A 25,424-nucleotide genomic window follows, 5' to 3' on the forward strand; every position below is an offset into this window, starting at 1 on the left:
GTAGAGCAAGAGACAGATAAAGAGAAAGAGAAAGAGCCCTGCATACGGGATAGGGGATTTTGCCCTCTTGATGTCGCCATGAAGTATCTCTAATCCCGGAACGTGATCTCCTGTGAGAGCCTATAGAGTTGTCATCACCAAACACCAATCTGCTCCGCGAGCGGCTGAATCCTGGATGGACTGATATTGAGCATCCGCCCGGCCTCACGCATCAGCAGGCTCTGATCAAAGGTGCTTCGGACGACCGCCTCGGTAAACCGCCTGCCATACCGTACCGGTAGCGTCTTAAAAAAATTGCCGCCACCCTGTTCTTCCCTTCTCCGCTGCCATCGCTCCTCCTGACTTCGATAATAATCGACAAACACTGGCCATTCGATCAGGCCAAGATCAAGTGCACGGCGGGCGATCACAACGGTACTGACCCGGAAGAATGTTGCAGATGTGGAGATCGTATCTTCAGGAGAACTCTCTTTCTGCCATATCTCCTCCCACGTATGCAGGAAAGGCCCCTCAGGGACGAGTACTTCAGCGGCAACGGCATTACAGATCTTCTCAATATCTTTTCCTTCACCATTCACCGGTCGATCCAGCGACGTATTAGAGATACCACTCTTTCCAATCCAGAGATGGGTCATCTCATGTACGAGCGTAAAGATCTGTGCCGCTTTTGCATCGTTTCCATTGATGAAGACGAGCGGGGCGATCTCATCGCAGATGGCAAAACCACGGAACTCATGGATCTCAAGACTGCGATGTGTGTTATTGGCAACGATTCCACTCCGCATCACCCAGATACCGGCAGCCTCCGCCCTCCTGACAAGGAAATCATAGAACTGCTCCCAGCTTCGCACCTGTGTACGGTCTGCAAGCGTGAGGGAAAGGGTCGTTGTCATATCTGCGGCTATCTCCCTGGGATCAGCATCAGGATCAAAACGCCCTATGAAAGGCAGCTTCTCCTCACCCTGTTCGATGAGGTAATCCCTGTACCAGTCATGCTTATAGAGGGTGTCGGCAAGCAGATCGAAGAGATCTGCACTGACTTCACTGATCGGATGATCACCTATCCTGCGAAGATCAGGGATGGGAAGCTTCTCCTCGGGCGGGTGCGAAAGGAAAAGATATCCGAAAGGAATGTGAAGCTTTTTCGCAATCTCCTGTGCCTGTCTGAAGGTTGGCTTCTCCATCCCCTCTTCCCAGCGGAGAATCCTCTCTGGTGTGACACTGGCACTCTTTGCCAGCCTGTCTGGACCAATACGTGCACGTTCACGAGCCCAGCGGAGAACCCCGGGATTGATGAGGGCAACCGTCATGGTAGTCTGCACTTCCACATCATCGTTCTATTCCAAGTCTTCTTGTTTGAGAGCTGATAAAGGTAGTTTCTTCACTTTTGGGTACACCCGCCCCGCAAGTTACCCCGCAACCCAGCCCAACACCACCATGCATGCACCATGCAAGCACCGTGCAAGTACCGTGCAAGTACCGCGCAGGCTGAGCCGGTAAAAGAGTCCACCATATTCCAATTTTAAAGCCACTTAAAGCCAATTGAGCCAGGATAAACGCTCCTTTCATCACCACCTAACAGGAGGGAAAACCACAAATTACACGATAATTTTAGCGAAAGCACCATGCAAGTAGCATGCAAGCACCGTGCAAGTACCGCGCAGGCTGAGACGGTAAAAGAGTCCACCATATTCCAATTTTAAAGCCACTTAAAGCCAATTGAGCCAGGATAAACGCTCCTTTCATCACCACCTAACAGGAGGGAAAACCACAAACTACACTATAATTTTAGCGAAAGCACCATGCAAGTAGCATGCAAGCACCGCGCAAGTACCGCGCAAGCTGAGACGGTAAAAGAAACCTCCATATTCCAATTTTAAAGCCCCCTAAAGCCAAATTAACCCATATTCACGCCACTTTCATCACCACCTAACAGGAGGGAAAACCACAAATTACACGATAATTTTAGCGAAAGCACCATGCAAGTAGCATGCAAGTACCGCGCAGGTACCGCGCAGGCTGAGCCGGTAAAAGAATCCCCCATATTCCAATTTTAAAGCTTCTTAAAGCCAATTGAACCCGGATTAACGCTCCTTTACCACCACCTAACAGGAGGGAAAAACCACAAATTACACGATAATTATAGCGCAAGCACCGTGCAGGTACCCCGCAAGTACCCCGCAAGCTGAGCCGGTAAGAGTATCCCCCCTTCTCCAATTATTGCGACAGTTTAGAGAGAATTGAGCTCACCTAAACCGCCATTTCATCACTACCAGACAGGATGAACACCCCACAAGTACCCCACAAGTACCCCGCAGGTACCCCGCAAGCTGATCCGCTAAATTCCCCTCTCTCTCCTATTCCCCTGACACCGTGGGACAATCAAAATCACATTCACTCCCCTCGCATCACCACTTTACATACTCCATGCAATTATCATGCATATCCCTGAAAACCCCCCAAATCCCTCACTCGCCAAAAACCACTATCGTGAAAACCAGATACACCGACCGCCATCAGACACCCACTCAGACACACCCACCAAACCACCGGATCAGATCATGGCTGAACAGATATTCATCGTCGGAGGCGAAGTCGAGCCCCCCTACTTCATCGGCAGGGATGAGGAGGTGAGACGGATCAGGCTCGATCTCCTCTCCCGGGCACAGCATAACGTCATCATCGGCCCACGCCGGATCGGGAAGACCTCGCTTTTGAAAAATCTCAAAAGGAGCATCGGGGACGAGGTCCTCTTCGTCCAGGTGAACTGCCGGATGATCACCCACCCGTCCGACTTCTTCAGGATCACCACACGGGCAATGGTCGAAACCTATGAGGAGAAGCACCGGGTAAAGGGGCTTGCACGGAAGTTCTCGGATATCTTCAAGGCTACAATCACCCGTGCCACCCGATCGATTGCCGAGATTGGGGGGAGTATCGAGCATATCGGGCAGATCTACCTCCGGTTCCGGGAGAGCGAGGTGACCGAATCCGAGCTGATCGAAGAGACCTTCTGTTTTATCGGACACTTCGCGGGCGAGATCGACGAGCAGATCGTCATCGCCTTCGACGAGTTTCAGGAGCTGAGCAGATTCAATCCCGCGATCTTCAGCCTCTTCAAGACCCATATGGACAGCCGGCCGGATGTGCGGTACATCTTCTCGGGATCTTCAGTTGCACTCCTGAACAAGGTCTTCCTGAAGCCGGATTCCCCCCTCTACCTGATGGCAGCAAAAGTCCGGCTCGAGCCGATCGGAGAGGAGGAGGTGAGCAGGTACATCCGCTCCCGGCTCCAGATGCAGAAGATCACAATCACTGGCGATGCCCTTGATACCATCTATAGATACACAGACGGGTTCCCGTTCTATTTCCAGAAGATGGGATTTCTGCTGTACCAGCAAACAATCCTCGAAGGAAGGGATTCGATCACCTCAGATGACACAGAACTCGCATTCTCCTCCATGCTTGACGAGTTCGACAGCGAATTTGAATCACGGTACGCATGCAAGTTCAGCAGGCAGCAGCAGGATATCCTGAAGTACCTCTCAGCCGAAAAGACCCGCCGTCTGAAGGATATAGCCGAAAGTATGGGCACGCAATCATCCTCGCTCACCGCCTCGATGAGGGATCTCACCAATACAATGACCATCGACAAGCCCGCTGAGGGGAGGTATGGCATACTGGACTCGGTCTTTCGGATCTGGCTTGCCCGGAATATCCTCAGAAACAATGAGTAATTTCATCCATAATCGCCAGCAGATGTGAGGGGAAGGGGCGGTTGCGCCATTTGAGCCATATAAGCATTTATATACGCCGATACCCCATAACCTACGTAGAAACGGGGATATCTGGCGATGGACACCTATTTTCTTCTCATCTGGATGCTCATCTTCTCGGCAATGTGTACCGGAGCCCTGGCTCTCTATGGAAGCAGGCTCATTCCGGGAATGAAGATTGCACTCCCCTATACCCTCCTGATGATCGCCGCAACAGGTTTTGCCTGTGTACATCTGCTTGAGCTCCTCTCAGAGACACTCCAGTACAAAACCCTCTTTCATAACCTCCGTTTCCTCTTCCTCCCCTATATCGCAATCCTTGAACTCTGGCTCATCCTGGAGTATGTCAGGAAGCCGGAATGGATCACAAAGGAATGGGTACTTCCTGCCCTCGCAATTCCTGTGGCTGCCACGCTCCTTGCCCTGACGAGCCCCTGGCATACTCTCTTCAGGTACAACTTCTCTCTTGTCACCACCGGATCCGTCTCCTATCTCGACTATTCGGAGTCGCTATTCTTCCATATCTATTCCGGCTTCTCCCTCGCACTCCTGATCATCACCTACCTCATCCTCTTCAATGAAAGCAGCAAGACACAGACTCTTTTTGAGAAGCAGACGATCATCCTTTTTGCCGCACTGCTCATTCCGACAGTCATTACATACCTCTTTGTCCTTGGGATCACACCGGTTCCGGGAATCAACATGGCAGCACCCCTCTTCTGGATCAGCGCAATACTGTTCACAATAGCACTCTTCCGGTACCGGTTCCTCGATATCATCCCGGCAGCACGGAGCCACCTCGTTGACAGGATGAGCCTGCTCATGCTCGTCCTTGACCGGGAAGGATATATCATCGATGCAAATCCCGCTTCATATGCATTCTTCTCACGGGAGCCGGGAACAAAAGGCAGCTGGCAGATTGATGATGCTGCACAAAACTGGCCAGAGCTTCTCTCTTTCTGCAGGGAAGAAGAGAGCAAAAAACGGGAGCTCAAAAAGGAAGATGATGGCACCATACACTACTTCAACGGAACAGTCGACCTCCTGACAAACGCTAACCGGGAGCTGGATGGCAGGCTCATCCTTTTGCAGGATATAACACGGGAGCGGGTGACCCAGAATTCCCTCAACGAGGTCGATGAACGCTATCGACTCACGATCAACGCGGTTAACGACGGGATCTGGGACTGGGATCTCCGCACCGGGAAGACATTCTTCAGTCCGATCTACTATACGATGCTCGGATACGAGCCGGGGGAGTTCGAAGGATCATATGAGTCATTCCTCTCCCTTATCCACCCGGAAGAGAGAAAACTCATTGAAACTGAAATAGAGCGCCATATCAAAACGGGAGACACCTATACACTGGAGTTCCGGGCACGGAGGCGGGACGGTGGATATTCATGGATCCAGAGCCGCGGTACAGTGGTGGAGCGGGATGATGAGAAGAAGCCGGTCCGCGTTCTTGGAACCCACACAGATATTTCCACACGAAAACAGTCAGAAGAGGCATTGCGGCTCGCCAACAAAAAGCTCCAGCTCCTCTCCAGTGTTACCCGCCATGATATCCTGAACCAGATCATGGTGATCCAGGGATACCTGGATTTTGCCGGGGAAGAGAATGACAATCCAATCCAAACCCGCTATCTGGGAAAGGTGCATGATGCTGCCGAAGTGATCGAGAAGCAGATCGCCTTCACCCGCGAGTACGAGCAGCTCGGCGTAAAAGAGCCAATCTGGCTCCTGGTACAAAACCTGGTAGAGAAACTCAGGAGCGGGGATATCGCTGTTGCCTGTGACTGTGCGGGATACTCGATCTACTGCGATCCGATGATCGAGAAGGTCTTTTACAACTTAATGGACAATACCATCCGGCATGCAGAGGGGGCAGCCACCGTGACAATCGGCTGCACCCCCCTTGATACCGGACTTCTGATCAGCTGGCAGGATGACGGCCCCGGGATCCCCGATGACGAGAAGGAGCAGATATTCATGCGGGGCTTTGGGAAAAATACCGGTTTCGGGCTCTTCATCATCCGGGAGATACTTGCGATCACCGGGATTACCATCACCGAGACGGGGGTATATGGAGAGGGGGCACGGTTTGAGATCAAGGTGCCACGGGATGGGTACCGGCGTGAGAGCCCATCTGAATCTCTGGATTAAATGATTTCGGATGGATTTCGAGTGAGCATAATAAATATCAGATGCAGCTCCAGAGTCATTCCATCCCCTCCCAGAACACGATCCGCTTCTCACACTCTTTCCTCGGAAGCCAGCGTTTTCTTCCAAGCATCCGCTTCAATACAGCTGCTCCCTCACCTGAGGATAGCAGTTTCCTTTCCACCATATGATCAAGAAGCCAGAGTTGTGCCCTGACAGGGAATTCGGTGAGCTTCAGCAAATTCTCTCAATGCCCCATCACCGGTTATCATAATAAGAAGGTGATTGTCTGGCATCAGAAATATTAAGGGTTCTAAGGAGAGTAGTATAGTAAGAGGATGGCATGGAGAAGAATAAATCGCCTAAAACATGGATAATCGTCCGTGAGGGCGCAATTCTAAAGAACAACTCTATAGATGGCATGGCATTTGCCAAAATAATAACAGATCTACAGCGTGCCATTGATACAATTGGCACGTCAAAATATGGAAAAGACTATAAAAAAGAGGATTTTCGCCTGTTTTTCAAAGAGATTCAGAAAGGCAGTGTTATTATCCCGATGTACCCGATGGCATACACCACGTCGCTGAACCGCGATAATCTCTTCACAGATATAACTGGAACAATGGAGAGGCTTATTACTACATTGAATATAAAGCCAGACCTTTTTAAAGAACAATTTGAATCTGAAATAATATCTCCTGGTGCACGAATCGATCTTCTGAAGAGTTTTACATCATTGTCATCATTAAATTCTCAGATTGAAATAAAAACATCCTATGCCAGACCTGAGAGTGGATGTTTTATTCCAAAACATTTAACCAGTTATCTTAACGATCTCATGATAGATTATGGAGGAAATGGAGAGGTGTCTGTCAGCGGAGTTATCGTCAGGATAAACGGAGATCGGGAATATTACTTTACAATTGAAGCAAAAAACGGCCATAAAATCAACTGTTACTTTAATCCATCAGAAGATGAGACAGTGAAGTCACTGTATAAAAAATGGGTTCACCTTGCTGGTGAAATGACAAGAACCCAGAAGCACGCAAAGATACATTCAATCTCAGAACTATCTGAAATAAAAACTGAAACCCTCCTCAATGCGGGTAATTATGTGTTCCGCAAACCTCTGACATTTGATATCCATTATGATAATGAAGAGAAACTCTGGTGTATTGAACAAGAAAGTCTCTCATTACACGCATATGGTGTGAATTACAATAAGGCTTTAGAATCATTAATTGATGAAATTGAAGGACATATTATAAGTTTTATTCACTATCCTGATGAAAGACACACTCCAGAATCAGTTGAGCTTAAAAAAAGACTCTCAGAATATATTGACTTTCAGGCCGCAGAAAAGATTGTTCAGGAAAAATATGGTGAGGTCTGAGCTTGTCATTAAAAAAGCGTGACTTCTCCAAAGCTGCCGTATCAAAAGGATTTATCGAAATTAAATCCGGAAACCATATATTTTATAGATTCACCGACTCGGAAGGAAGAATTTGTGATCGGGTTCATACGAAAATCAGCCACGGTAGCGCATCAGATCTATCGAATGATCTTCTGGCAAAAATGTACAAACAGATGAAATTTAATAGTAAGTCCGATCTTGAATCATTTATTCAATGTCCATTTACTGAGGAGATGTATCGAAAACTTCTCCGAAGCAAAGACTATGATGTGTGAGTTGTGGAAAATCTCATCTGTCAACGTCGGTCTAAAACACCCCACTACCCACAAGCAGAGCAGTCAAAAAAGAGGAGATGCTGCACATTCCAAAAAATACACACCAAAAAGAACGGAAAAATCATAGCCAAAGAGGAAAAGGAGAAGATACCCTCTCACTTCTCAGCTCAGTGACACCACCGTGTCTGCCCAGTCCTCGACGGCATCAAGGATCGCGTCATCCTCGTAGCTTGTCAGCCGCACAGCCTTTCTGCCAAACGTGAGCGTATAGGTCTCGCCGTTTGGGTCATGGCACTTCAGCTGGCACGAGTAGGAATCCTTATTCGCATCACGCTGCGGGGTGCCGCCGACGGCTGCGGTGAGTGCGGCATCTGCGAGGACGGCATCAGCTGCTGCATTCATCCCGGCGGTTGTCCCGGCGGTGACGGTGGCTGCACCGGCCTTTTTGCCGTCTCCGTCAAGGTACACGATCCGGGCGGTATACTGCTCGCGGCCCCGGACCACGCCCGGGATCGTCTCGCCACCGGACTCATAGGCGACACATCCGAAGGGGTTGTCTGCAAGGATCGATCCGACCACAGCCTCAAGGGCCGCGGTATCTGCAAGCGGTGCCGGGAGGTTCCGGACCGCTGTTTTGTTGTTTCGTATCTGTTCGAAATCTACTGCCATTATTGGTGGCTCCTGCCGGGCGGGGGGGCTTCTGCACACAGAGGCAGTCCCCCCTGCTCCGGCACATACTATGTCGGAGACAATGGCAATGGGGCTGAGCGGAGTCTGCGGGGCGTGAGTGTTTTTGTTCCTCCATAACCCTGGAACAACAGTTTCATGTTGGTTGGGAGCATCTCCCGGGAGCCAGCCATGCCAATCTCCAATGAGCCGTCCTATCATCAAAACCTTCACTTTCACATCGCGATCGGGATAATTATCATACCACGTGCATCAACTACTACTCAGGTACATGATCTCGCACGCCGCCCAATCCGGAGCACCCGAACACAATCTTCCAGAAAAGATACTCTATGCCAATCAATCCGATATAGGCAGGCAACTGGAATCATTTATTCATCCGGATATTGCGGCAGTTGCCGGGGAGAGGGGGCAACGTGCAATACCATTCATTGCCAAAGATCAAATCCTGATGAAGGAGATCGAAGCAGTCTCTGCAAGCATCCCGACAGCTCACCGTTTCATCAATTCAGACTGCCGAAACCTTGGATACATACCTGACGAGAGCGTACATCTGGTCGTTACCTCACCGCCATACTGGATACTGAAACACTACCCTGAAAAAGAATCGCAGCTCGGGCAGATCGGAGATTATGATACGTTCCTTGAAGAGCTCGATCACGTCTGGCAGCATATCCACCGGATCCTTGTTCCCGGAGGACGACTGGTTATTGTCGTCGGCGATGTCTGCCTCCCACGCAGAAGTACCGGGCGGCACAGTGTAATGCCCCTCCATGCTTCAATACAGGAGCACTGCCGGTTGATCGGGTTTGATAATCTTGCACCGATCATCTGGTATAAGATCGCCAATGCCTCCTTTGAGTCGCAATCTCCGGGATCGTTCCTCGGAAAACCCTATGAGCCTAACGCCATAGTCAAGAATGATATCGAGTACATACTCTTCCAGAGAAAGCCGGGGGGATACCGGAAGACTACCCACACCGCCCGGCTGCTCTCCATCATCTCTGAAGAGAACCAGAAGATATGGTTCAGGCAGATATGGGATCTGAAAGGAGCATCCACCCGCAACCATCCGGCACCATACCCATTGGAACTGGCAGAGCGGCTCATCAGAATGTTCTCCTTTGTCGGCGATACCATTCTCGATCCTTTTGAGGGACAGGCACAACTGCCATTGCAGCAGCACGGTGGGGACGGAACAGTATCAGCATTGAGATCGAAGAGGAGTATCACTCGATGCAGATTGAACGTTTTAACCTAAAGTATCAACAACCGTACCGAAGAGCTGGTTGGAAGTGCAGTTGATCTCTGGACTGCCTATCGTGAGGGTGCGTTCAGGACCTCGCCACCCCCCTGGCTTGGATGCCTGATCCTGCTTGAAGATTGCAGAGACTCTCAAAGAGGCATACAAATTAGGGAGCCACATTTCGAGGTTTTTCCTGAATTCAAAGGCGCCTCGTACATTGAACGGTATCATCAGGCCTGCACAAAACTCCTGCGGGAGAGAATCTATTCCGGCGTCTGCTATATCACTGCCAGAAAAGATATGAAAGGACACTATACTGAACCTGACACGGAATTATCAGGAGAGCGGTTCCTGAGATCACTCACCTCCCATCTCCATTTGTTTTATCCTATAGACTGACAGGACAAAAGTAAAAAAACCCAGAGGGAAGGAGGAAGAACCCTCCCTGGATCGTGCCATCGTTTTTCCGCACAGAAAAATATTAGTTTTTATAGGGGGCAGACCCGAGTTTCGGATTGTATGTCGCATCGCCTTCGGATCTGACCGCATGGGAGAGGAGGGCGAGCGGGATATCCATCGGGCAGAGCTCCTCGCACTGGCCACAATTGATGCAGGAGTCCGAGATATGGGCAAACCTGCGCATATGGAACATCGGGGATGGCGGAATCTGGCCGGTTGGGACCATCGTCGTTGCCTTCTTCAGTTCAGCTTCAATCGGGAGACAGACCGGGCAGTTCTCGATGCAGGAGTAGCATTTGATACACCGGGATGTCTCTTCCTTTATGGTATCCCAGAGCTTGTCGGAGAGTGCCGAGAAATCCTTCTTCCTCCACTTCTCACCGAGCTTCAGCATGGCACCTTCGACCTTGCCCCGGATTGCAATACCCTTCGGATCAGCCGGGGCAGTTGCCAGTGCGCCTGAGGCGGCCGCTTCTTCAACAAGATTTGCACCTTTTTCGGAGCAGACCTCGATGAAGGTCGCCTTTCCGGCCTTGTCGCCGATGACACCCCAGTTTCCGCAGGCAAGATCTGCCTGGCGGGGGATCTTGTAGAGGCACCGGCGGCAGTTCGTTCTCCGGCCATAGCCCTCATCCTCGAGCTCGTCGATGGAGATTCCCTTGTGAGAGCCGTCTTTTTTGATGATAATGAACTGGCCCTTGTCGATCTCCTCTTTCACAACGTCAGCTGGACTCGTCGCGAACTTCTCTGTGATCATCTTCGTTGCATCGACCGGGGAGACTGAGCCTCCGCAGTTGAGACCGATTAAGATCAGGTTGTCAAGATTGATCTTCTCCCTCTTTGCAAGTTCGAGAATGCCCATTGTATCGCACCCTTTCACCGGCAGGGCGAGTTTCATGCCGTTTGCACCCTCGAGATATTTTGTCAGGATCTTTGAGAGGAGGAGGGTACCGCAGTGCAATGACCCCGATGCTTTCTCGACATCGGCAGGATCGGTCACGATCTCAACCGTCGCATCATAGATATCAGATCCCTTCTTCACCACAAGGACGCCATCGACCATCCTGCTCTCAAGTGCGTACTTGAGCAGTGCTGTGACCGCACCGCCGCATTCGCCCTTCCTGACACCCTCTTCTGTTGATGCCCATGCATAGAGCATATCGCCTTTTGCTACCATCTTCAGGCCTCCTGTATCTTCTCAATCTTTATAGCACAGGCCTTGAACTCCGGAATCTTTGCGATCGGGTCAAGTGCGTTATTGGTCAGGACGTTTGCCGCACATTCTGCAAAGTGGAACGGCATGAACATCACACCCTTCATGATCTCCTTTGTCACGCGGGCAGGCACCTTGATCTCGCCACGGCGGGTCTTTGCGAGCACCATCTCGCCATCAGCAACACCGAGATCGTGTGCATCTTCAGTATTGATCTCGATCCAGCCGGTCGGAACCTCGCTCTCAAGCGATGCGGAACGACGGGTCATTGAACCGGTATGCCAGTGGAACAGGTTCCTGCCGGTTGTGAAGATATACGGGTATTCTGCATCCGGAACTTCGGCCGGGTACTTGAACTCGATCGGGAAGAAGACGCCAAGGCCATCTGGGTGCGAGAACTTGCCGATATGCAGGATCGGGGTACCGGCGTGGTCGGCGGCCGGGCAGGGCCAGTGCAGCGCTTCGGGCTTGCGGAGACGCTCGTAGTTCATACCGCCATAGGACGGCGTGACTTTAGCGATCTCGGTGAAGACATCTTCAGCACTCTGCCATGGGAACTGGCCTGCATACCCCATCTTTGCCGAGAGTTCGGCGAGGATCTGCCAGTCGAGTTTGGCCTGGCCAGGCGGGTCCTGGGCTTTCCGCCACATCTGGACACGCCGCTCGGTCGAGGTCTGGGTACCGTCCTTCTCGGCATAGCAGGTTGCGGGAAGCACGACATCCGCAAGCTGGGCGGTCTCGGTCAGGAAGATATCCTGCACAACGAGGAACTCAAGGCTTTTTATTGCGTGTTCGACATGGGTCAGATCGGGGTCGGAGAGCATCGGGTTCTCGCCCATGATGTACATCGCTTTCAGCTCACCGGGTTTCTCGGTTAAGACATCCATCATGGTGGTGACTTCATACCCGTTCTGAGGTGCTGAGATGCCATCGGGGAAGCCCCAGGCGTCGGAGAACTTCTTGTGGGCGGCTTCATCGATCACCTTCTGGTATCCGGTGAAGACAACCGGCAGACAGCCCATGTCACAGGCGCCCTGCACGTTGTTCTGGCCACGGAGCGCGTTCACACCGGCACCGGCTTTCCCGAGGTTGCCGGTCAGCATCTGGATGTTGGCGATCGATTTGACGTTGTCGACACCAACGGTGTGCTGCGTGATACCCATCGAATACAGGATCGCGGTTGCACCGGATTTCGCAATCCACTCAGCGGCGGTCTTCAGCTGGTCAATGGGGATGCCTGAGATCTTTGAGACGTTCTCGAGGCTGTAGTCGGGCTTCATAACGACTGCTTTCAGCGCTTCAAAGTCTTTTGTCCGGTTGGCGATGAACTCCTTGTCTTCCCAGCCGTTTCTGATGATCTCCTGCATCAGGCCGTTGAGAATAGCAACATCACTGCCGGATCTAAACTGCATGTACAGGTCAGCCTGTTTGCCGGTCGGGGTGAGACGGGGGTCGGCGTAGATGATCTTCGCACCGTTCTTCTTTGCCTGCATGACTCGGCGCCCAATAAGCGGGTGCTGTTCGAAGGTGTTGCTCCCGATGATGAAGACGCATTTCGACTGGGCGATGTCGCCGATCGAGTTGGTCATTGCACCGGAGCCGAATGTCGCAGCAAGGCCGGCAACGGTCGAGGCGTGGCAGAGACGGGCGCAGTGGTCGATGTGGCGGGTCTTTAAGACACCGCGGGCGAACTTCATGATCGCGTAGTTGTCCTCGTTCGAGGTTCTTGCAGAGGCAAGCACCGCCATCTCATCTGCCTTGTACGATTTCAGTTTCCGGGCGATCAGGTCATATGCCTCGTCCCAGCTGGCTTCGACGAACGTTCCGTCTTTCTTGATGAGAGGGGTGGTCAGCCGGTCTTCGCGGTTCACGAACTCGTGGGCATACACGCCCTTTGGACAGAGTTTTCCCTCATTGACAGGGGAACGCTGGTAGGGGGCGACGCCCGTTACCTTGCCGTCAACGACGACGAGGTTGAATGTGCATCCTGTCCCGCAGTACGGGCAGGTCGTTGGTACATACTTCATTTCCATAGTTTTACCTCGGACAATTGAGAGATGCAGGATTCAAAGCTTAAAGCTGTTGATTTGCATTTTAAGTATTTTGCGGACGTATTTTTGAGTTTAGTAAACATAGTTAACCCAATTGACATCCGCCCCCTGCATCAGGCGAACCGGAGTGATCAGAAGCATTCCCATCAGGATTCTGAGATCACAGCAGGAAAAGAAAGGAAAATACCACAGAATTGCATGATTTTAAACCATATTTAAAGATTATACGAAGACTTATAAGCCATATTTTACCAGCATATAAACCATTCAGGTACTGCGCGGAAAATGGCGCCTCCATTAGACAAACACTGCTGATAATTACGGCAGATTCGCTTCCTCAGGAGGTGCTCTGGAACTCCCAAAAAAATATGCAGAAGCGGGGAGGGCAGGAGGGATACGAAACAGGTAAAAAACCAGGCTATCACGGCTCCACAGCCGCAAAGAGGCACATATGGCATCACCCCACAGATCCCGGATGATGAAAGAAAAAAATGAGAATAACAACTGTTAATAGAAAGAGAGATCTGTATTCCCATACTGCAATGTCACTTAGGTCGAAAGTCCTGCTCCTGTATGTTGTAATTGCCATCCTCGTCCTCTTTCTGATAGGCGGAGTGCTTCCTACCACGCTCCATTCGCAAAATCTGGATACCATATCTGATACGACGATCACCCAGCTGAAGCATATCGATTTTGCCCTTACAAACTTCATCATGGAGGCGCACCACGATGTCCATCAGCTCTCCTTAAACCACATCATCAGGAACCCCGATGATGCAGCATTTACGAGCTTCCTGGATGCGGACGAAGAGACATTTACCTACTCCTACACAGAAGAGGAGCTCGCAATAATCGGCCGGATGAGGGAGTACCAGGAGACGCACCCCTATGTCAGTTCTGTCTATATGGGGCGTGAGAACGGAGCTTTTGTGAGATCATATGAACGGGCACGCCCGACTGCCTATGATCCGAGGGAGCGCCCCTGGTATATCCTTGGAACAGAACACCCCGGCGAGGTCGTGATGACCGATCCCTATCTCGCCGTTACCACCCCGGACGTGAATATCGGGATCGTCACAGCACTGATCGATGACTCCGGCTCAACCTACGGGGTTGTCGGTGCCGACATCACCCTTGTCAGCCTGACAGACTACATCTCGACTGTTGAGACGATCAGGGACGGGGAGATGATCCTGGTTGACCGGACAGGGACAATCCTGGCAGCTTCAGACGAAACACTGCTCCATACCGATATCAGTGATCTTCTTGCAGAACAGACAGAGACGTTTCTGAATGGCACTGAGGGGGTTCTGGTGCTGGATGGACGGTACCTGATCTACTACACCTCCCCGGAACTTGGATGGAAGATCGGAACATTCATTCCCTTCAGCACGATAGAAGAGGCGATTAATAATTCGATCGGGTGGATACTCCTCTTCGTCCTCGTTGCCCTTATTCTCTTAAGCGGCATCACCCTTTTCTTCTTAAACAGGACGATCATAAGGCCGCTCTCCAGCCTTACAAAAGTAAGCAGGGAGATCACCGAAACAGGGGACCTCGACAGGACGATCCCAACCGAAGGTGCAGGAGAGGTGGAGAGCCTTGCCAGGTCATTTGAAGCGATGGTCAAAACGATTCAAACTGAAGAAACGATGAGGGAGGAGGCATACCGGGAGCTTGAAGAGTACCGGGACCGCCTGGAGGATATCGTCTCTGAGAGGACGCATGAACTTGAGGAGGCAAAAGAGGCGGCAGAATCAGCAGACAGACTTAAATCTGCCTTCCTTGCAACAATGTCCCATGAACTCAGGACACCATTAAACTCGATCATCGGGTTCTCAGGAATCCTTCTCCAGGAACTTGCGGGGCCGCTCAATGATGAACAGCAGAAACAGCTCGGGATGGTAGCCGCAAGTGCCGAGCACCTGCTCACCCTGATCAATGATGTGCTGGATATATCGAAGATCGAGGCCGGGCAGCTCACTCTCGCTATTGAGACGGTGGAGATCCAAACCATCCTCGAAAAGGTGATCCAGACCATGAAGCCGGCAGCTGACAGAAAAAAACTGCCACTTGAGCTTGCAATCGGACCGGGAGTGGAAGAGGTCAGGGGTGATGCACGCAGGATCGAGCAGGTGATCTTAAATCTCCTCAGTAATGCAATCAAGTTCACCGAAAAAGGCCATATCCGGGTCGAATGTTCAGAAGAGGAGGATCAGGTATCAATCAGTGTCATCGATACGGGAATAGGGATAGAAGAGGCCGATATTCCGAAACTCTTTAAGCCGTTCTCCCAGATTGACACTGGCCTGACACGAAAATATGAGGGAACAGGGCTTGGCCTCTCAATCTCTAAAAAGCTAGTCGACCTGATGGGAGGTACAATCAGTGTGAAAAGCGAGCCTGGAAAGGGATCGATCTTTTCATTTACCCTGCCCGCAGAGAGGAGGAACAGATGAAAGAGACCATTCTCTATATCGAAGATAATGACCAGAACTACTACCTGGTGCAGTATATCCTGACAGCAAAAGGATACACCGTTATCCGTGCAGCCGATGGTATGGAAGGGATCACAATAGCAGACACTACACGCCTTGACCTGATACTCCTGGACATACAGCTGCCGGGTATGGACGGCTATGAGACGGCCCGGAGGCTCAGGGAGATCCAGGCGATCGCCGATCTCCCCATCGTTGCCCTCACCTCCTATGCGATGCCGGGAGATCGGGAGAAGGCGCTTGCCGCCGGATGCACAGGATATATTGAAAAGCCGATCAACCCGGCTACCTTTATCTCCCAGATAGAGGCATACCTTCTGCCTGCCAGAAGCAAAGGGGATCACTAGATGACCACAGTACTAATTGCCGAAGATAATCCCCAGAACCTGTATCTGCTGGAAGCTACGTTGAAGGGATATGGATATACGCCCATCACGGCAACAAACGGAAGAGAAGCTCTCGATTCAGCAGAGAAGAACCCGCCGGATCTGATCATTGCCGATATCCTGATGCCGGAGATGGACGGGTTTGAACTCTGCCGCCGGTGGAAGGCAGATCCAAAACTAAACCATATTCCCTTCATCTTCTATACCGCGACCTACACCGATCCAAGGGATGAGCAGTTTGCCCTGAGCCTGGGGGCAGAGCGGTATGTGATCAAGCCTCAGAAGCCGGACGTGCTTATCGGGATCGTGAGGGAGGTTCTTGAAGAAGCCGGGGGAGAGAAGCCTCCACAACCTGAAAAAACCTTCGAAGAAGAGATGGAGCTTCTGAAAACCTATAACGAGGTGCTCTTTCGGAAACTCCAGAAGAAGGTTGGAGACCTTGAGAACGAGATCGCACGATGCAACATAATCGAAGAGGATCTCCGGAAGAGTGAGAAGTTCTTCAACTCAATCTTTGAAGAGATTCCGGACATGATCTTCGTTAAAGATGCAGCAGATCTCCGGTTCATCAGGTTCAATAAGGCAGGAGAGGAGCTCCTCGGGATATCCCGCGAAGAACTCATTGGAAAAGGCGATTATGACTTCTTCCCGGAAGAGCAGGCAGAGTTCTTCAGAGAAAAAGATCAGGAGGTCCTGAGTGAAAAGAGACTGCGGGATATTCCTGAGGAGAGGATTCTGACACATCAGATGGGCGAGAGGATACTCCACACAAAAAAGATACCCATACTCGATGAGTCAGGAGAGCCACGATACCTGCTTGGCATTTCAGAGGATATCACCGAACAAAAAGCACATGAAGAGCAGATCAATCTTGCAAACCACAAGCTCGAACTGATGACCGAGGTCACCTACCAGGATATCCAGAACAAAATCACCGCGACACTGGGATATCTCGATCTGGAACAGCAGGAGAAGAATCAGAAAAGCAGACAGTTCTACATCGAAAAAGAGAGAGAGATACTGGAGAGTATCCACAACCTCATAAAAAAGACAAAGGATTACCAGCAGATTGGGGTGAACACATCCCGATGGATAGCTCCAAAAGAGGTGATCAGGGATCAGTTTGCGGCAATCAGCCAGAAGAAGAATACAATCCTTGAATGCGAACTTGAAGGGCTTGAGGTGAAGACCGATCCCCTGATCGAACGGGTGTTTTTAAATCTCATGGTAAATTCCATTCAGCACGGCCAAAAAACGACAAAGATAACCGTCAGGTACCAAAAAACATCAGACGGTGTAATCGTAATCTATGAAGACGACGGCGTCGGCATTCCCGTGCCACTGAAGGAGCAGATCTTTGAGCGGATCGTCGGAGGCAGGGGAACATTCGGGCTCTTCTTTGCCAGGGAGTTCCTCAATCTCAGCGGTATGAAGATTATCGAGACCGGCACTCCGGGTGAGGGCGCCCGGTTTGAGATCACCATTCCTGAGAGTCTATACCGGGAACACAATCAGAATGGCAACCATTTTTCAGGATGATGCCAGAGGATTTTGATCGATCCAAAGGCATATACCGATTAAGCGGATACTAACCCTCAATAAAATCCAATCAATCGATGAGAAACGATGACTACCGTACTGATAGCCGATGATAATCCCCAGAACCTGTATCTGCTGGAAGCTATATTGAAGGGCTATGGATATACGCCCATCACGGCAATAAACGGGAGAGAGGCACTCGAAACAGCAGTAAAGAGTCCGCCGGATCTGATCATCACCGATATCCTGATGCCGGAGATGGACGGATTTGAGCTCTGCCGCCGGTGGAAGGCAGATACAGAACTACAACAGATCCCCTTCATCTTCTATACCGCGACATACACCGATCCAAGGGATGAGCAGTTTGCCCTGAGCCTTGGCGCAGAGCGTTTTGTCACAAAACCGCAGAAGCCCGATATCCTCATCGCAATCGTCAGGGAGGTGCTCGAAGAAGCCGGGAAAGAGAAGCCTCCACAAGCTGAAAAGACCTTTGAAGAAGAGATGGAACTGCTGCGGGAGTACAATGAGGTTCTCTTTCGGAAACTCCAGAAGAAGGTCCGCCAGCTCGAAGACGAAATTATACGATGTAACAGGATCGAAGCGGATCTTCGCGAGAGTGAGAAGTTCTTAAACTCAATTGTGGAGGAGATCCCAAATATGATCTTTGTGAAGGATGCCGATGAACTGCGGTTTGTCAGGTTCAATAAAGCAGGAGAGGAGCTCCTTGGAGTATCCCGCAAAGATCTCATCGGAAAAAACGATTATGACTTCTTCCCGAAAGAGCAGGCAGAAGCATTTATTCAGAAGGATCGGGATGCCCTCGACACAAAGGCACTCGTTGAGATCCCTGAAGAATCGATCCTGACACAGAAAAAAGGTGAGCGGGTGCTCCACACCAAAAAAATGCCGATACTGGATGAATCCGGCAACCCTGCGTATCTGCTCGGCATATCAGAGGATATCACCGAACGAAAAGAGCTTGAAGAGCTGAGGCGGACAGCTCTCATCCAGATAGAGGAACAGATACAGAACCTGGCTGTTCTAAACGATTCGATCAGAAACCCGCTTGCCGTTATAATCGCCCTCACCTCGATGAATGAAGGAGAGGTCTTTGAGCGGATCAGCAGGCAGGCATATGAGATCGATCATATTGTGACACTCCTTGATGAGGGGTGGCTCGAATCGCTGAAGATCAGGGAATTTATCAGAAAACACATCATATAGTCATCTCTTCTCCCCGCGGGATACAAAATGAGGGAAGAGAAGAGATCTCTCCACCTTATGCAGGCAGTATATGCAGAAACGAGAGAACAATCTCCCCATCTGATGATGAGAGGAGAAGCCGATCATCTTCAATCTCATACGCCTTCATCTCAGGCAGGAGCGAGAAGTACCTGCTCTCCTGATCCATCAGCTCTTCCGGCATACAGTAGACCAGTGTCTGGATCGGAGGCTCAATCTTCAGTAAGCCATTTTCTGAAACCTCGTATGCCGCCGAATAGCTGTTGCATCCTCCGCTCCCGCCGACAGAACCGTTATCAAAGATTGCGGTGACAGCCCGGTCAGGAAGCGCCCTGATCACGGTTTCACTCTCCGTGATCGATTCGAGCATCCATCTGCTGCTCTCAAGAGTGATCTCTGTTGACTTTGGATGAAAGATCAGCCTGGCATGTCCCTCTTCATCAAAGAGGGTAAGGGTTTCTGATCCAATCTCAAAAGATGAAACCTCGCCCAGTGTGGCAATATACTTCTGCTCCTGATCCATCACGCCTGCATCGCCGCAGAACATCTTCGTCGATCCGATTCCATCAATTGCGATTCCGTTGCCATTTGCCTCAAATGATCCGAAGTACCGGTTGCATCCGGCAGAGCCGCTGAGGGCCTCCTCATCAAAGACGAGGGTGATTGTTGTCCCGCTCAGAACCGACGATGCGGTTCCGTCTCTTGATCCGATCGTCCCAAGCTCCCATGCTGTCCCCGGTATCGCAGATGCGACTGGCCCCTTCTCCGGTATCTTCTCAAAGATGAGGCTTTCCACCCCATCTGCATCAAAAAGGGTCAGTGTATCGCCATCGATCCGAACCGTTGCCACATCCGAAAGGAGCGAGAGATACAGCTGTTCCTGCTCCATCACACCCGGATCTCCGCAGTACATCAGGGTGGATCCAATCCCCTCAATTGAGATCCTGTACTCATCAAGAGTGTAGCTGCCGAAGTAGAGGTTGCACCCGGCAGTGCCCCCAAGACTCTCCTCATCGAAGGCGAGCGTGATCGTTGTTCCTTTGACGAGGTTCACCGAGGTGATCGCAATAGCTGTCAGTTCCCATTCAGTTCCGGGGAGGGCGAGGACGGCTTTGCCATCCGGCGGTGTCGCCTGCTGATCCCCGACGCATCCGGCAACCGCCAGGCACGCTGCCAGAAAGAGGCATGCAAGTATTGGAAGTAACTTCATATGATCTGATCTGGCGGTGAAGATGAAAAGTTCATCGTAAACTTCAACTTTTTTCGCATTTATCTGAAAATGAACTACAAAAAAAGAGGGGGAAGATTCACTGAAGCAATCAGTTCTTCCGGGCACAGGTGGCACAGACAGCTTTTCCATTCACCGTCTGCATCTTTGCATCCGCAACCGGCTCACCGCAGTCCGGGCAGATGACAGTTGTAAAGATCCGGGCCTTCTCAGGCGGGTTGAATGCCACCTCGGTGACGGTGAGCATATCATCCTGCGGGATTGTCAGGAGTGCTTCAGTTGCCTCAGCCATCAGCTCATAGAACCGCTTCTGTTCAGGCTCAGTCGCAATGCCGGAAAAGACCTTCTTCCGCAGGGCATCCATCTCCTCCCGGCCTTGTACGTCGCGGTTTTTGATCAGGATTCGCACCGCCCTGTTCTTCTCACGGGCATAGAAGGTGAAGACATGCTTGCCGTAATCATGGATGATGAGATTGCCTTTCCCGGCAGTGCAGCCGGTTACAAGCTGGATCGCGTCAACACCGCAGGCATTCGTCTCGGCAACGGTTACAAGCTCCTCGTCATAGGGGCGGGCAACAGAGAGCGCCTGCATCGCGGCAAGGGCAGCACGGTAGCCTGTCGCAAGTCCCGGGCATGAGTGTCCATGGAATGTCACACACTCTTCAAATGCCGGGTATTTTCCGGCCGATTCGAAATGCTGATGATCATGAGTTTCGCACATAGGTAGTACCTTCTTCGTCTTGTGGTATCTTCGTTTTCTTTCCATTCCCATTCCCATTGCAGAGGCACCTGGGGATAACACAGGTCACTCCTTCAAGCTCTCCGATCATCACCGGGACGCCGTACACCGCTTCGATTTCATCTGAAGTGATGACGCTTCTGTCGCCGCAGGTATGGATCGACTGATCCTTTAAGAGGATGAAACGGTCTGCATACCGGAGAGCCGTATTGAGATCATGCATCGTCATCACGACAGCAATATTGTGTTCTGCAACGATGTGATGGATTCGTTGCAGGATCTCGATCTGGTTCTTCAGGTCAAGCGCACTCGTCGGCTCATCCAGCAGCAGGATCTTCGGTTCCTGGACAAAGGCCCGTGCGATTGCGACCATCTGGAGCTCCCCCCCGCTCATCTCGTCGATGTAGTGGAGGCGGAGGTGATTGATCCCAAATGTCCGGAATGCCGACTCGACGATCCGGAGATCTTTTTCAGATACATCCCAGCCGATATGCGGACGCCTCCCGAGGAGGACGGCATCAAATCCGGTTAGTCTGCCGGTCTCCACCCGCTGGGGAACATAGCCGATCCGCCGTGCTATCTCCATCAGTTCAAGCGAATCAATCATATCGCCGCAGACAGAGACCGCACCCTGCTTCGGAACAAGGATCCGGTTTAGGCATTTGAGGAGTGTTGTCTTCCCGACACCGTTTGGGCCGAGGATCGCAACAATCTCGCCTTCGTTGATTGAGAATGCAATCTCGTCGAGGATCCCCTTGTTCCGGTACATAAACTTCAGTTCATCAACATTGAGGATCATCGGTGATACCCCCGCAGCAGCAGGTAGATGAAGATCGGAGCACCCATGAACGCCGTCAGTATGGCAACCGGCAGGACATACGGCGCGACAATCAGCCGGGCAACAGTATCTGAAGCAAGCAGGAGGACGCCACCCATCACGATCGAGCCGGGGATCAAGTACCGCTGCTCGTCCCCGATGATCCGCCGGACCATATGCGGGCAGACAAGCCCGACAAAACCGATCACGCCGAGGAACGAGACGAGGACTGCGGTGACAAGCGCAGCAACGATCATGCCGACATTCCTGAGATGCTCGACATTCACCCCAAGCCCCTTTGCCGTCTCGTCACCGGCATCCATCGCATTGTAGTTCCAGCGGTTTGCGATGAAGTAGATACACGCAACGATCACAATCGCCCCCATCAGGGTGACTTCAGACCAGCCGGCACGCCCGACATCGCCGAATGTCCAGTGGACAACCGCCGCAAGCTGGGCATCATCGCTGAAGTACTGGAGGAACATCACCCCTGCCGTAAAGAGAGACGAGAGGGCGACACCCGCCAGGATCACGACTTCCGGTGATGAAGCCTTGATCTTTGCGATCGCTATGATCGCAATGGTTGCAAGCATGCAGAAGACAAAGGCACAGATGGTTGTTATATAGGGATTATTGATGATCACAGCACCCGCAGTCGTCGATGTCATCCTGCCGGTGCCGAGGAAGATGATAGCAACCGCCGCACCAAACGCACCCGCATTTGAGATCCCAAGCGTGAACGGTGAGGCGAGCGGGTTTCTCAGGATCGACTGCATCGCAACCCCGGCAACCGCAAGCCCCGCACCGCAGATGATCGCTGCAAGCGCCTGCGGGAGCCGGATATTCCAGATGATCCGATCCCACTTATCAGTCATGTTCTGACCGATTAAGGTCATGAAGACCTCATAGGGAGGAATCGATACTGCCCCGACAGATATAGAGAGGATCAGCAGGAGGAAGAGGACAGCGATCCCCCCGATGATCCAGACCACCTTCCGGTGCGTATACTTCAGGTAATCATTTGGAAGTTCTCCATCTGCGAAATGCACGTAACTACCAACCCCCCCTCAGTGTCTCTCTTCTGCCGGAAGTCCTCTGGAATCCGGCAGATTGGATATGGAGTAATTTAATACGATTTTTAAGATCCATTATACTCCCTCACATCTATGTAGGGTAACAGACCACATAAGAATATCCTTTTAGAATTTGTTATGAATATCATTCCACACTCCAACACGGAAAGCCAAAGGCACCGGATCACCAGATAGAGTATGCATATGGTCCTGCAGGAATAGTTGAAAACACGTACAACATTTGCAGCTTTGGATGCAGTTATCTCCGGAGAACCCAAGTCACCAGATACAGGAGCATCAGATGAAATACAGGCACATCTTTGGCCCGGTATCTTCGCACCGGCTCGGCAGATCGCTTGGGATCGATCTCATCCCCTATAAGACCTGTTCATACAACTGCGTCTACTGCGAATGCGGGGAGACCACCAACCAGATAATTGAACGATCCACGTTCATCCCTGAAGACGAGGTGATGAATGAACTCAGGAGCATCCTCTCCACTCACCCGGATCTCGACTCGGTCACCTTTGCCGGATCAGGTGAGCCGACCCTCTCGCTCTCGATTGGCAATGTGATAGCAATGGTAAAAGACGAGTTCCCCGGCTATACGATCAGCGTCCTCACAAACGGAAGCCTTCTCTCACGGCCCGATGTCAGATCGGAACTGCTGGCAGCAGACCGGGTGATCCCAACTCTCACCTCGGCAAAACAGGAGACATTTGAAGCAATACACCGGCCCCACGCTTCCCTCTCAATCGATGCAATCATCAAAGGGATGGAAGAGTTCAGGCGAGAGTACCGGGGCGAGATCTGGCTTGAAGTCTTCATCATTCCGGGGATCAATACAACAGATGAAGAGCTCACCCTGCTCCGGGATGCAATCGAAGAGATCAATCCCGATCGCGTCCAGCTGAACACGCTTGACCGCCCCGCCCCTGAGAGCTGGGTGGAGGCGGCATCAGAAGCCGACCTCAATTCCATCCGGGATCATCTTGGGAAAGAGCGTGTTGAGATGATCAACCTCTCGCCAGCAGGTACACAATCAGCAGCAGTAATGGGTGAAGAGAAAGAGATGATCTCTGCAATGCTCTCCCGCCGCCCCTCAACGATTGAGGATATCATCACGCTAACCGGGATGTCCGGCGGCGAGGTGGCAAAGATTCTGCGTGATCTAGAGAAGGAAAACGAGATCAGGTCATACCGGGGCGCCCGCGGCACCTTTTACAGCAGCACCCTGTCGGATAAAGCCGATCTGATGAGAGAAGAGAACCACTGAAGACACACCTGCACGAAAAAAGAGGAGAAAGAGAGATCTTTTCTCAAAGGGATACTGGTCGGAATCCGAAGTTGTTAAACTGGCTGTTCAGCTCAGAAAAGACTGGTTTTCCAACGAAGAAGGTCATGATCTCCTCACCCTTCTCTACTGGATCGATATCCGCAAACCGATCCGGATAGAGCACTTTGCCAATATAATAGGCATTTGCAAGTACTGTTTCATAGTTAGTGTTATAGAAGTTATATGGAAGCACTCCATAGACCCGTTTCTCTTTCACGGCAGTGAGACCCTGAAGAGCTGGATCATCTCTCAGCTGGCCGACTGCTCCTTCATTATCCATCCGGGTTGTACCAGCATCAATGAAGATATAATCAGGATCCCAGTCCACAATCGCCTCTTTCGCCACATCGACATGTGCGGTTCCAAGACCGGAGGCGACATTATCCGCATGCACCCAGAGGAATGGCGGATATGCAGGCTCTGTCGAGATGATACCATGTGCCCCGGCAGCGCTCACACCGCCGATATAGACACGTTTCTGTTCGGCTGCCGGGATATCGCCAGTCCGGCGCTCAAGGTCTGCCATCGTCGCTTCGATGTACGCGATCACTTCTTCGGCACGGTCGTCATGCTGAATCGCTTTGCCCATCACCCGGAGGGCGGTGTACATCTCAGTCTTCTCAGCTTCATTTCTGAGCGAACCGTAGGCAAATGCAACCACAGGAGTGCCTGTCTTCTCCTGAAGGGTATCTGCCTCGGCTGCACTTGTGCCATATGCAGTCCCGGTTGATCCACCCTTGAAGACGAGATCAGGGCCTATACTGATGACCTTTTCGGGATCATCCTTTCCACGGTACTCGCCAAACAGCGGTAACGTCTGCAACCATTCCCGGTGCACCAGGGCATAGGGGCGCCCTTCAATCTCCCTACCCTGCTTCTCGATGCTGTCGACACCAACAACCAGATCTTCACCCTGCAGGTACACCAGGTACCGGAGTGTGCCGGAGCCCGAGCAGAGCACGCTCTCTACGGGTTGCGGGATCGTCACCGTCCGGGCAAAGCCGTCGGTTACGGTCAACTCTTTTGGCTGAGCCGTTTGAACAGGGGAGGAGCCGGCTTCACCGACACATCCCGCAACGGCAAGGAGTGCGATCAGAAGCACTCCGCAAATAATCAAACGAATGCGATTATTCATAATACCACATCATATTTAGATCATATACGAGATAACTTAAACATACCTATTTGTTATTTCGTAATTTCTTGTATTACCTAATTTATTATTTTTATTTTTTTGAAACGAACCATAATCAATAACCGCCATCAAAAGAGATAGATA

Annotated in this window: 20 protein-coding genes and 1 pseudogene; 11 read left to right on the forward strand and 10 right to left on the reverse strand. The window is 51.4% G+C overall.

Annotated features, from left to right (window positions below):
- Positions 1 to 134: 134 nt before the first annotated feature.
- Positions 135 to 1,328, reverse strand: coding sequence for an ImmA/IrrE family metallo-endopeptidase (locus tag FTO68_RS11900; protein ID WP_255331375.1), 1,194 nt, complete (start codon positions 1,326 to 1,328; stop codon positions 135 to 137).
- A 1,110-nt stretch (positions 1,329 to 2,438) separates the two neighbouring features.
- On the opposite strand from FTO68_RS11900, the gene FTO68_RS00430 reads away from it, so the two are divergent.
- Positions 2,439 to 3,737 (forward strand): AAA family ATPase, encoded by a 1,299-nt coding sequence (locus FTO68_RS00430; protein WP_255331376.1) that lies wholly within the window; start codon positions 2,439 to 2,441, stop codon positions 3,735 to 3,737.
- A gap of 117 nt (positions 3,738 to 3,854) precedes the next feature.
- Positions 3,855 to 5,942 (forward strand): sensor histidine kinase, encoded by a 2,088-nt coding sequence (locus FTO68_RS00435; RefSeq protein ID WP_255331377.1) that lies wholly within the window; start codon positions 3,855 to 3,857, stop codon positions 5,940 to 5,942.
- 55 nt (positions 5,943 to 5,997) lie between these two features.
- On the opposite strand, the gene FTO68_RS00440 is transcribed toward FTO68_RS00435, so the two are convergent.
- Positions 5,998 to 6,180, reverse strand: a complete 183-nt coding sequence (locus tag FTO68_RS00440) for a hypothetical protein (RefSeq protein ID WP_255331378.1) — start codon at positions 6,178 to 6,180, stop codon at positions 5,998 to 6,000.
- A gap of 102 nt (positions 6,181 to 6,282) precedes the next feature.
- Between FTO68_RS00440 and FTO68_RS00445 the strand changes: the two genes are divergently transcribed.
- Entirely contained in the window at positions 6,283 to 7,335 is a 1,053-nt protein-coding gene (locus FTO68_RS00445) for a hypothetical protein (protein ID WP_255331379.1), read from the forward strand.
- A gap of 2 nt (positions 7,336 to 7,337) precedes the next feature.
- Positions 7,338 to 7,631 carry a hypothetical protein gene (locus FTO68_RS00450; RefSeq protein WP_255331380.1) on the forward strand — a complete coding sequence of 98 codons (294 nt, stop codon included), beginning with the start codon at positions 7,338 to 7,340 and terminating at the stop codon, positions 7,629 to 7,631.
- A 162-nt stretch (positions 7,632 to 7,793) separates the two neighbouring features.
- Here FTO68_RS00450 and FTO68_RS00455 read toward each other — a convergent pair whose 3' ends face one another.
- Complete coding sequence (locus FTO68_RS00455; RefSeq protein ID WP_255331381.1) at positions 7,794 to 8,300, reverse strand: hypothetical protein; 507 nt, start codon at positions 8,298 to 8,300, stop codon at positions 7,794 to 7,796.
- Positions 8,301 to 8,769: 469 nt separating this feature from the next.
- On the opposite strand from FTO68_RS00455, the pseudogene FTO68_RS00460 reads away from it, so the two are divergent.
- Both FTO68_RS00460 and FTO68_RS11905 read left to right on the forward strand, forming a co-directional pair.
- Positions 8,770 to 9,623 (forward strand): annotated as a pseudogene (locus FTO68_RS00460) (DNA-methyltransferase).
- On the forward strand, positions 9,583 to 9,963 hold the full coding sequence (locus tag FTO68_RS11905) for a PaeR7I family type II restriction endonuclease (RefSeq protein WP_368659861.1): 381 nt from the start codon (positions 9,583 to 9,585) through the stop codon (positions 9,961 to 9,963). The pseudogene FTO68_RS00460 and the gene FTO68_RS11905 overlap by 41 nt, the downstream one beginning before the upstream one ends.
- Before the next feature lie 82 nt (positions 9,964 to 10,045).
- On the opposite strand, the gene FTO68_RS00465 is transcribed toward FTO68_RS11905, so the two are convergent.
- Together FTO68_RS00465 and fdhF are read right to left on the reverse strand one after the other, a co-directional pair.
- Complete coding sequence (locus FTO68_RS00465; RefSeq protein ID WP_255331383.1) at positions 10,046 to 11,200, reverse strand: Coenzyme F420 hydrogenase/dehydrogenase, beta subunit C-terminal domain; 1,155 nt, start codon at positions 11,198 to 11,200, stop codon at positions 10,046 to 10,048.
- Positions 11,201 to 11,202: 2 nt separating this feature from the next.
- Complete coding sequence (gene fdhF, locus FTO68_RS00470; RefSeq protein ID WP_255331384.1) at positions 11,203 to 13,269, reverse strand: formate dehydrogenase subunit alpha; 2,067 nt, start codon at positions 13,267 to 13,269, stop codon at positions 11,203 to 11,205.
- 560 nt (positions 13,270 to 13,829) lie between these two features.
- Between fdhF and FTO68_RS00475 the strand changes: the two genes are divergently transcribed.
- The 4 genes from FTO68_RS00475 to FTO68_RS00490 all read left to right on the forward strand — a co-directional run bounded on the left by FTO68_RS00475 (position 13,830) and on the right by FTO68_RS00490 (position 18,934).
- A complete protein-coding gene (locus tag FTO68_RS00475) occupies positions 13,830 to 15,746 on the forward strand; it encodes a sensor histidine kinase (protein WP_255331385.1) in 1,917 nt (638 codons plus the stop codon).
- Positions 15,743 to 16,132: a response regulator gene (locus tag FTO68_RS00480; RefSeq protein WP_255331386.1), complete on the forward strand. Its 390-nt coding sequence runs from the start codon at positions 15,743 to 15,745 to the stop codon at positions 16,130 to 16,132. Before FTO68_RS00475 ends, FTO68_RS00480 begins: the two co-directional genes overlap by 4 nt.
- Positions 16,133 to 17,710: an ATP-binding response regulator gene (locus tag FTO68_RS00485; protein WP_255331387.1), complete on the forward strand. Its 1,578-nt coding sequence runs from the start codon at positions 16,133 to 16,135 to the stop codon at positions 17,708 to 17,710.
- Between the two features lie 87 nt (positions 17,711 to 17,797).
- A complete protein-coding gene (locus tag FTO68_RS00490) occupies positions 17,798 to 18,934 on the forward strand; it encodes a response regulator (RefSeq protein ID WP_255331388.1) in 1,137 nt (378 codons plus the stop codon).
- Positions 18,935 to 18,989: 55 nt separating this feature from the next.
- Here FTO68_RS00490 and FTO68_RS00495 read toward each other — a convergent pair whose 3' ends face one another.
- The 4 genes from FTO68_RS00495 to FTO68_RS00510 all read right to left on the reverse strand — a co-directional run bounded on the left by FTO68_RS00495 (position 18,990) and on the right by FTO68_RS00510 (position 22,785).
- On the reverse strand, positions 18,990 to 20,162 hold the full coding sequence (locus FTO68_RS00495) for an META domain-containing protein (protein WP_255331389.1): 1,173 nt from the start codon (positions 20,160 to 20,162) through the stop codon (positions 18,990 to 18,992).
- A 109-nt stretch (positions 20,163 to 20,271) separates the two neighbouring features.
- Positions 20,272 to 20,901 (reverse strand): FmdE family protein, encoded by a 630-nt coding sequence (locus FTO68_RS00500; protein WP_255331390.1) that lies wholly within the window; start codon positions 20,899 to 20,901, stop codon positions 20,272 to 20,274.
- On the reverse strand, positions 20,885 to 21,718 hold the full coding sequence (locus tag FTO68_RS00505) for an ABC transporter ATP-binding protein (RefSeq protein ID WP_255331391.1): 834 nt from the start codon (positions 21,716 to 21,718) through the stop codon (positions 20,885 to 20,887). The genes FTO68_RS00500 and FTO68_RS00505 overlap by 17 nt, the downstream gene beginning before the upstream one ends.
- Entirely contained in the window at positions 21,715 to 22,785 is a 1,071-nt protein-coding gene (locus FTO68_RS00510) for a FecCD family ABC transporter permease (protein WP_255331392.1), read from the reverse strand. Before FTO68_RS00510 ends, FTO68_RS00505 begins: the two co-directional genes overlap by 4 nt.
- A 325-nt stretch (positions 22,786 to 23,110) precedes the next feature.
- Between FTO68_RS00510 and FTO68_RS00515 the strand changes: the two genes are divergently transcribed.
- Complete coding sequence (locus tag FTO68_RS00515; RefSeq protein WP_255331393.1) at positions 23,111 to 24,085, forward strand: radical SAM protein; 975 nt, start codon at positions 23,111 to 23,113, stop codon at positions 24,083 to 24,085.
- Between the two features lie 43 nt (positions 24,086 to 24,128).
- Here FTO68_RS00515 and FTO68_RS00520 read toward each other — a convergent pair whose 3' ends face one another.
- The gene (locus tag FTO68_RS00520; protein ID WP_255331394.1) at positions 24,129 to 25,280 is read right to left on the reverse strand and encodes an iron ABC transporter substrate-binding protein; all 1,152 of its coding nucleotides are present in this window, start codon (positions 25,278 to 25,280) and stop codon (positions 24,129 to 24,131) included.
- Positions 25,281 to 25,424: the final 144 nt, after the last annotated feature.

It is taken from the genome of Methanocalculus taiwanensis (genome assembly GCF_024372745.1).
GTDB lineage: Archaea > Halobacteriota > Methanomicrobia > Methanomicrobiales > Methanocorpusculaceae > Methanocalculus > Methanocalculus taiwanensis.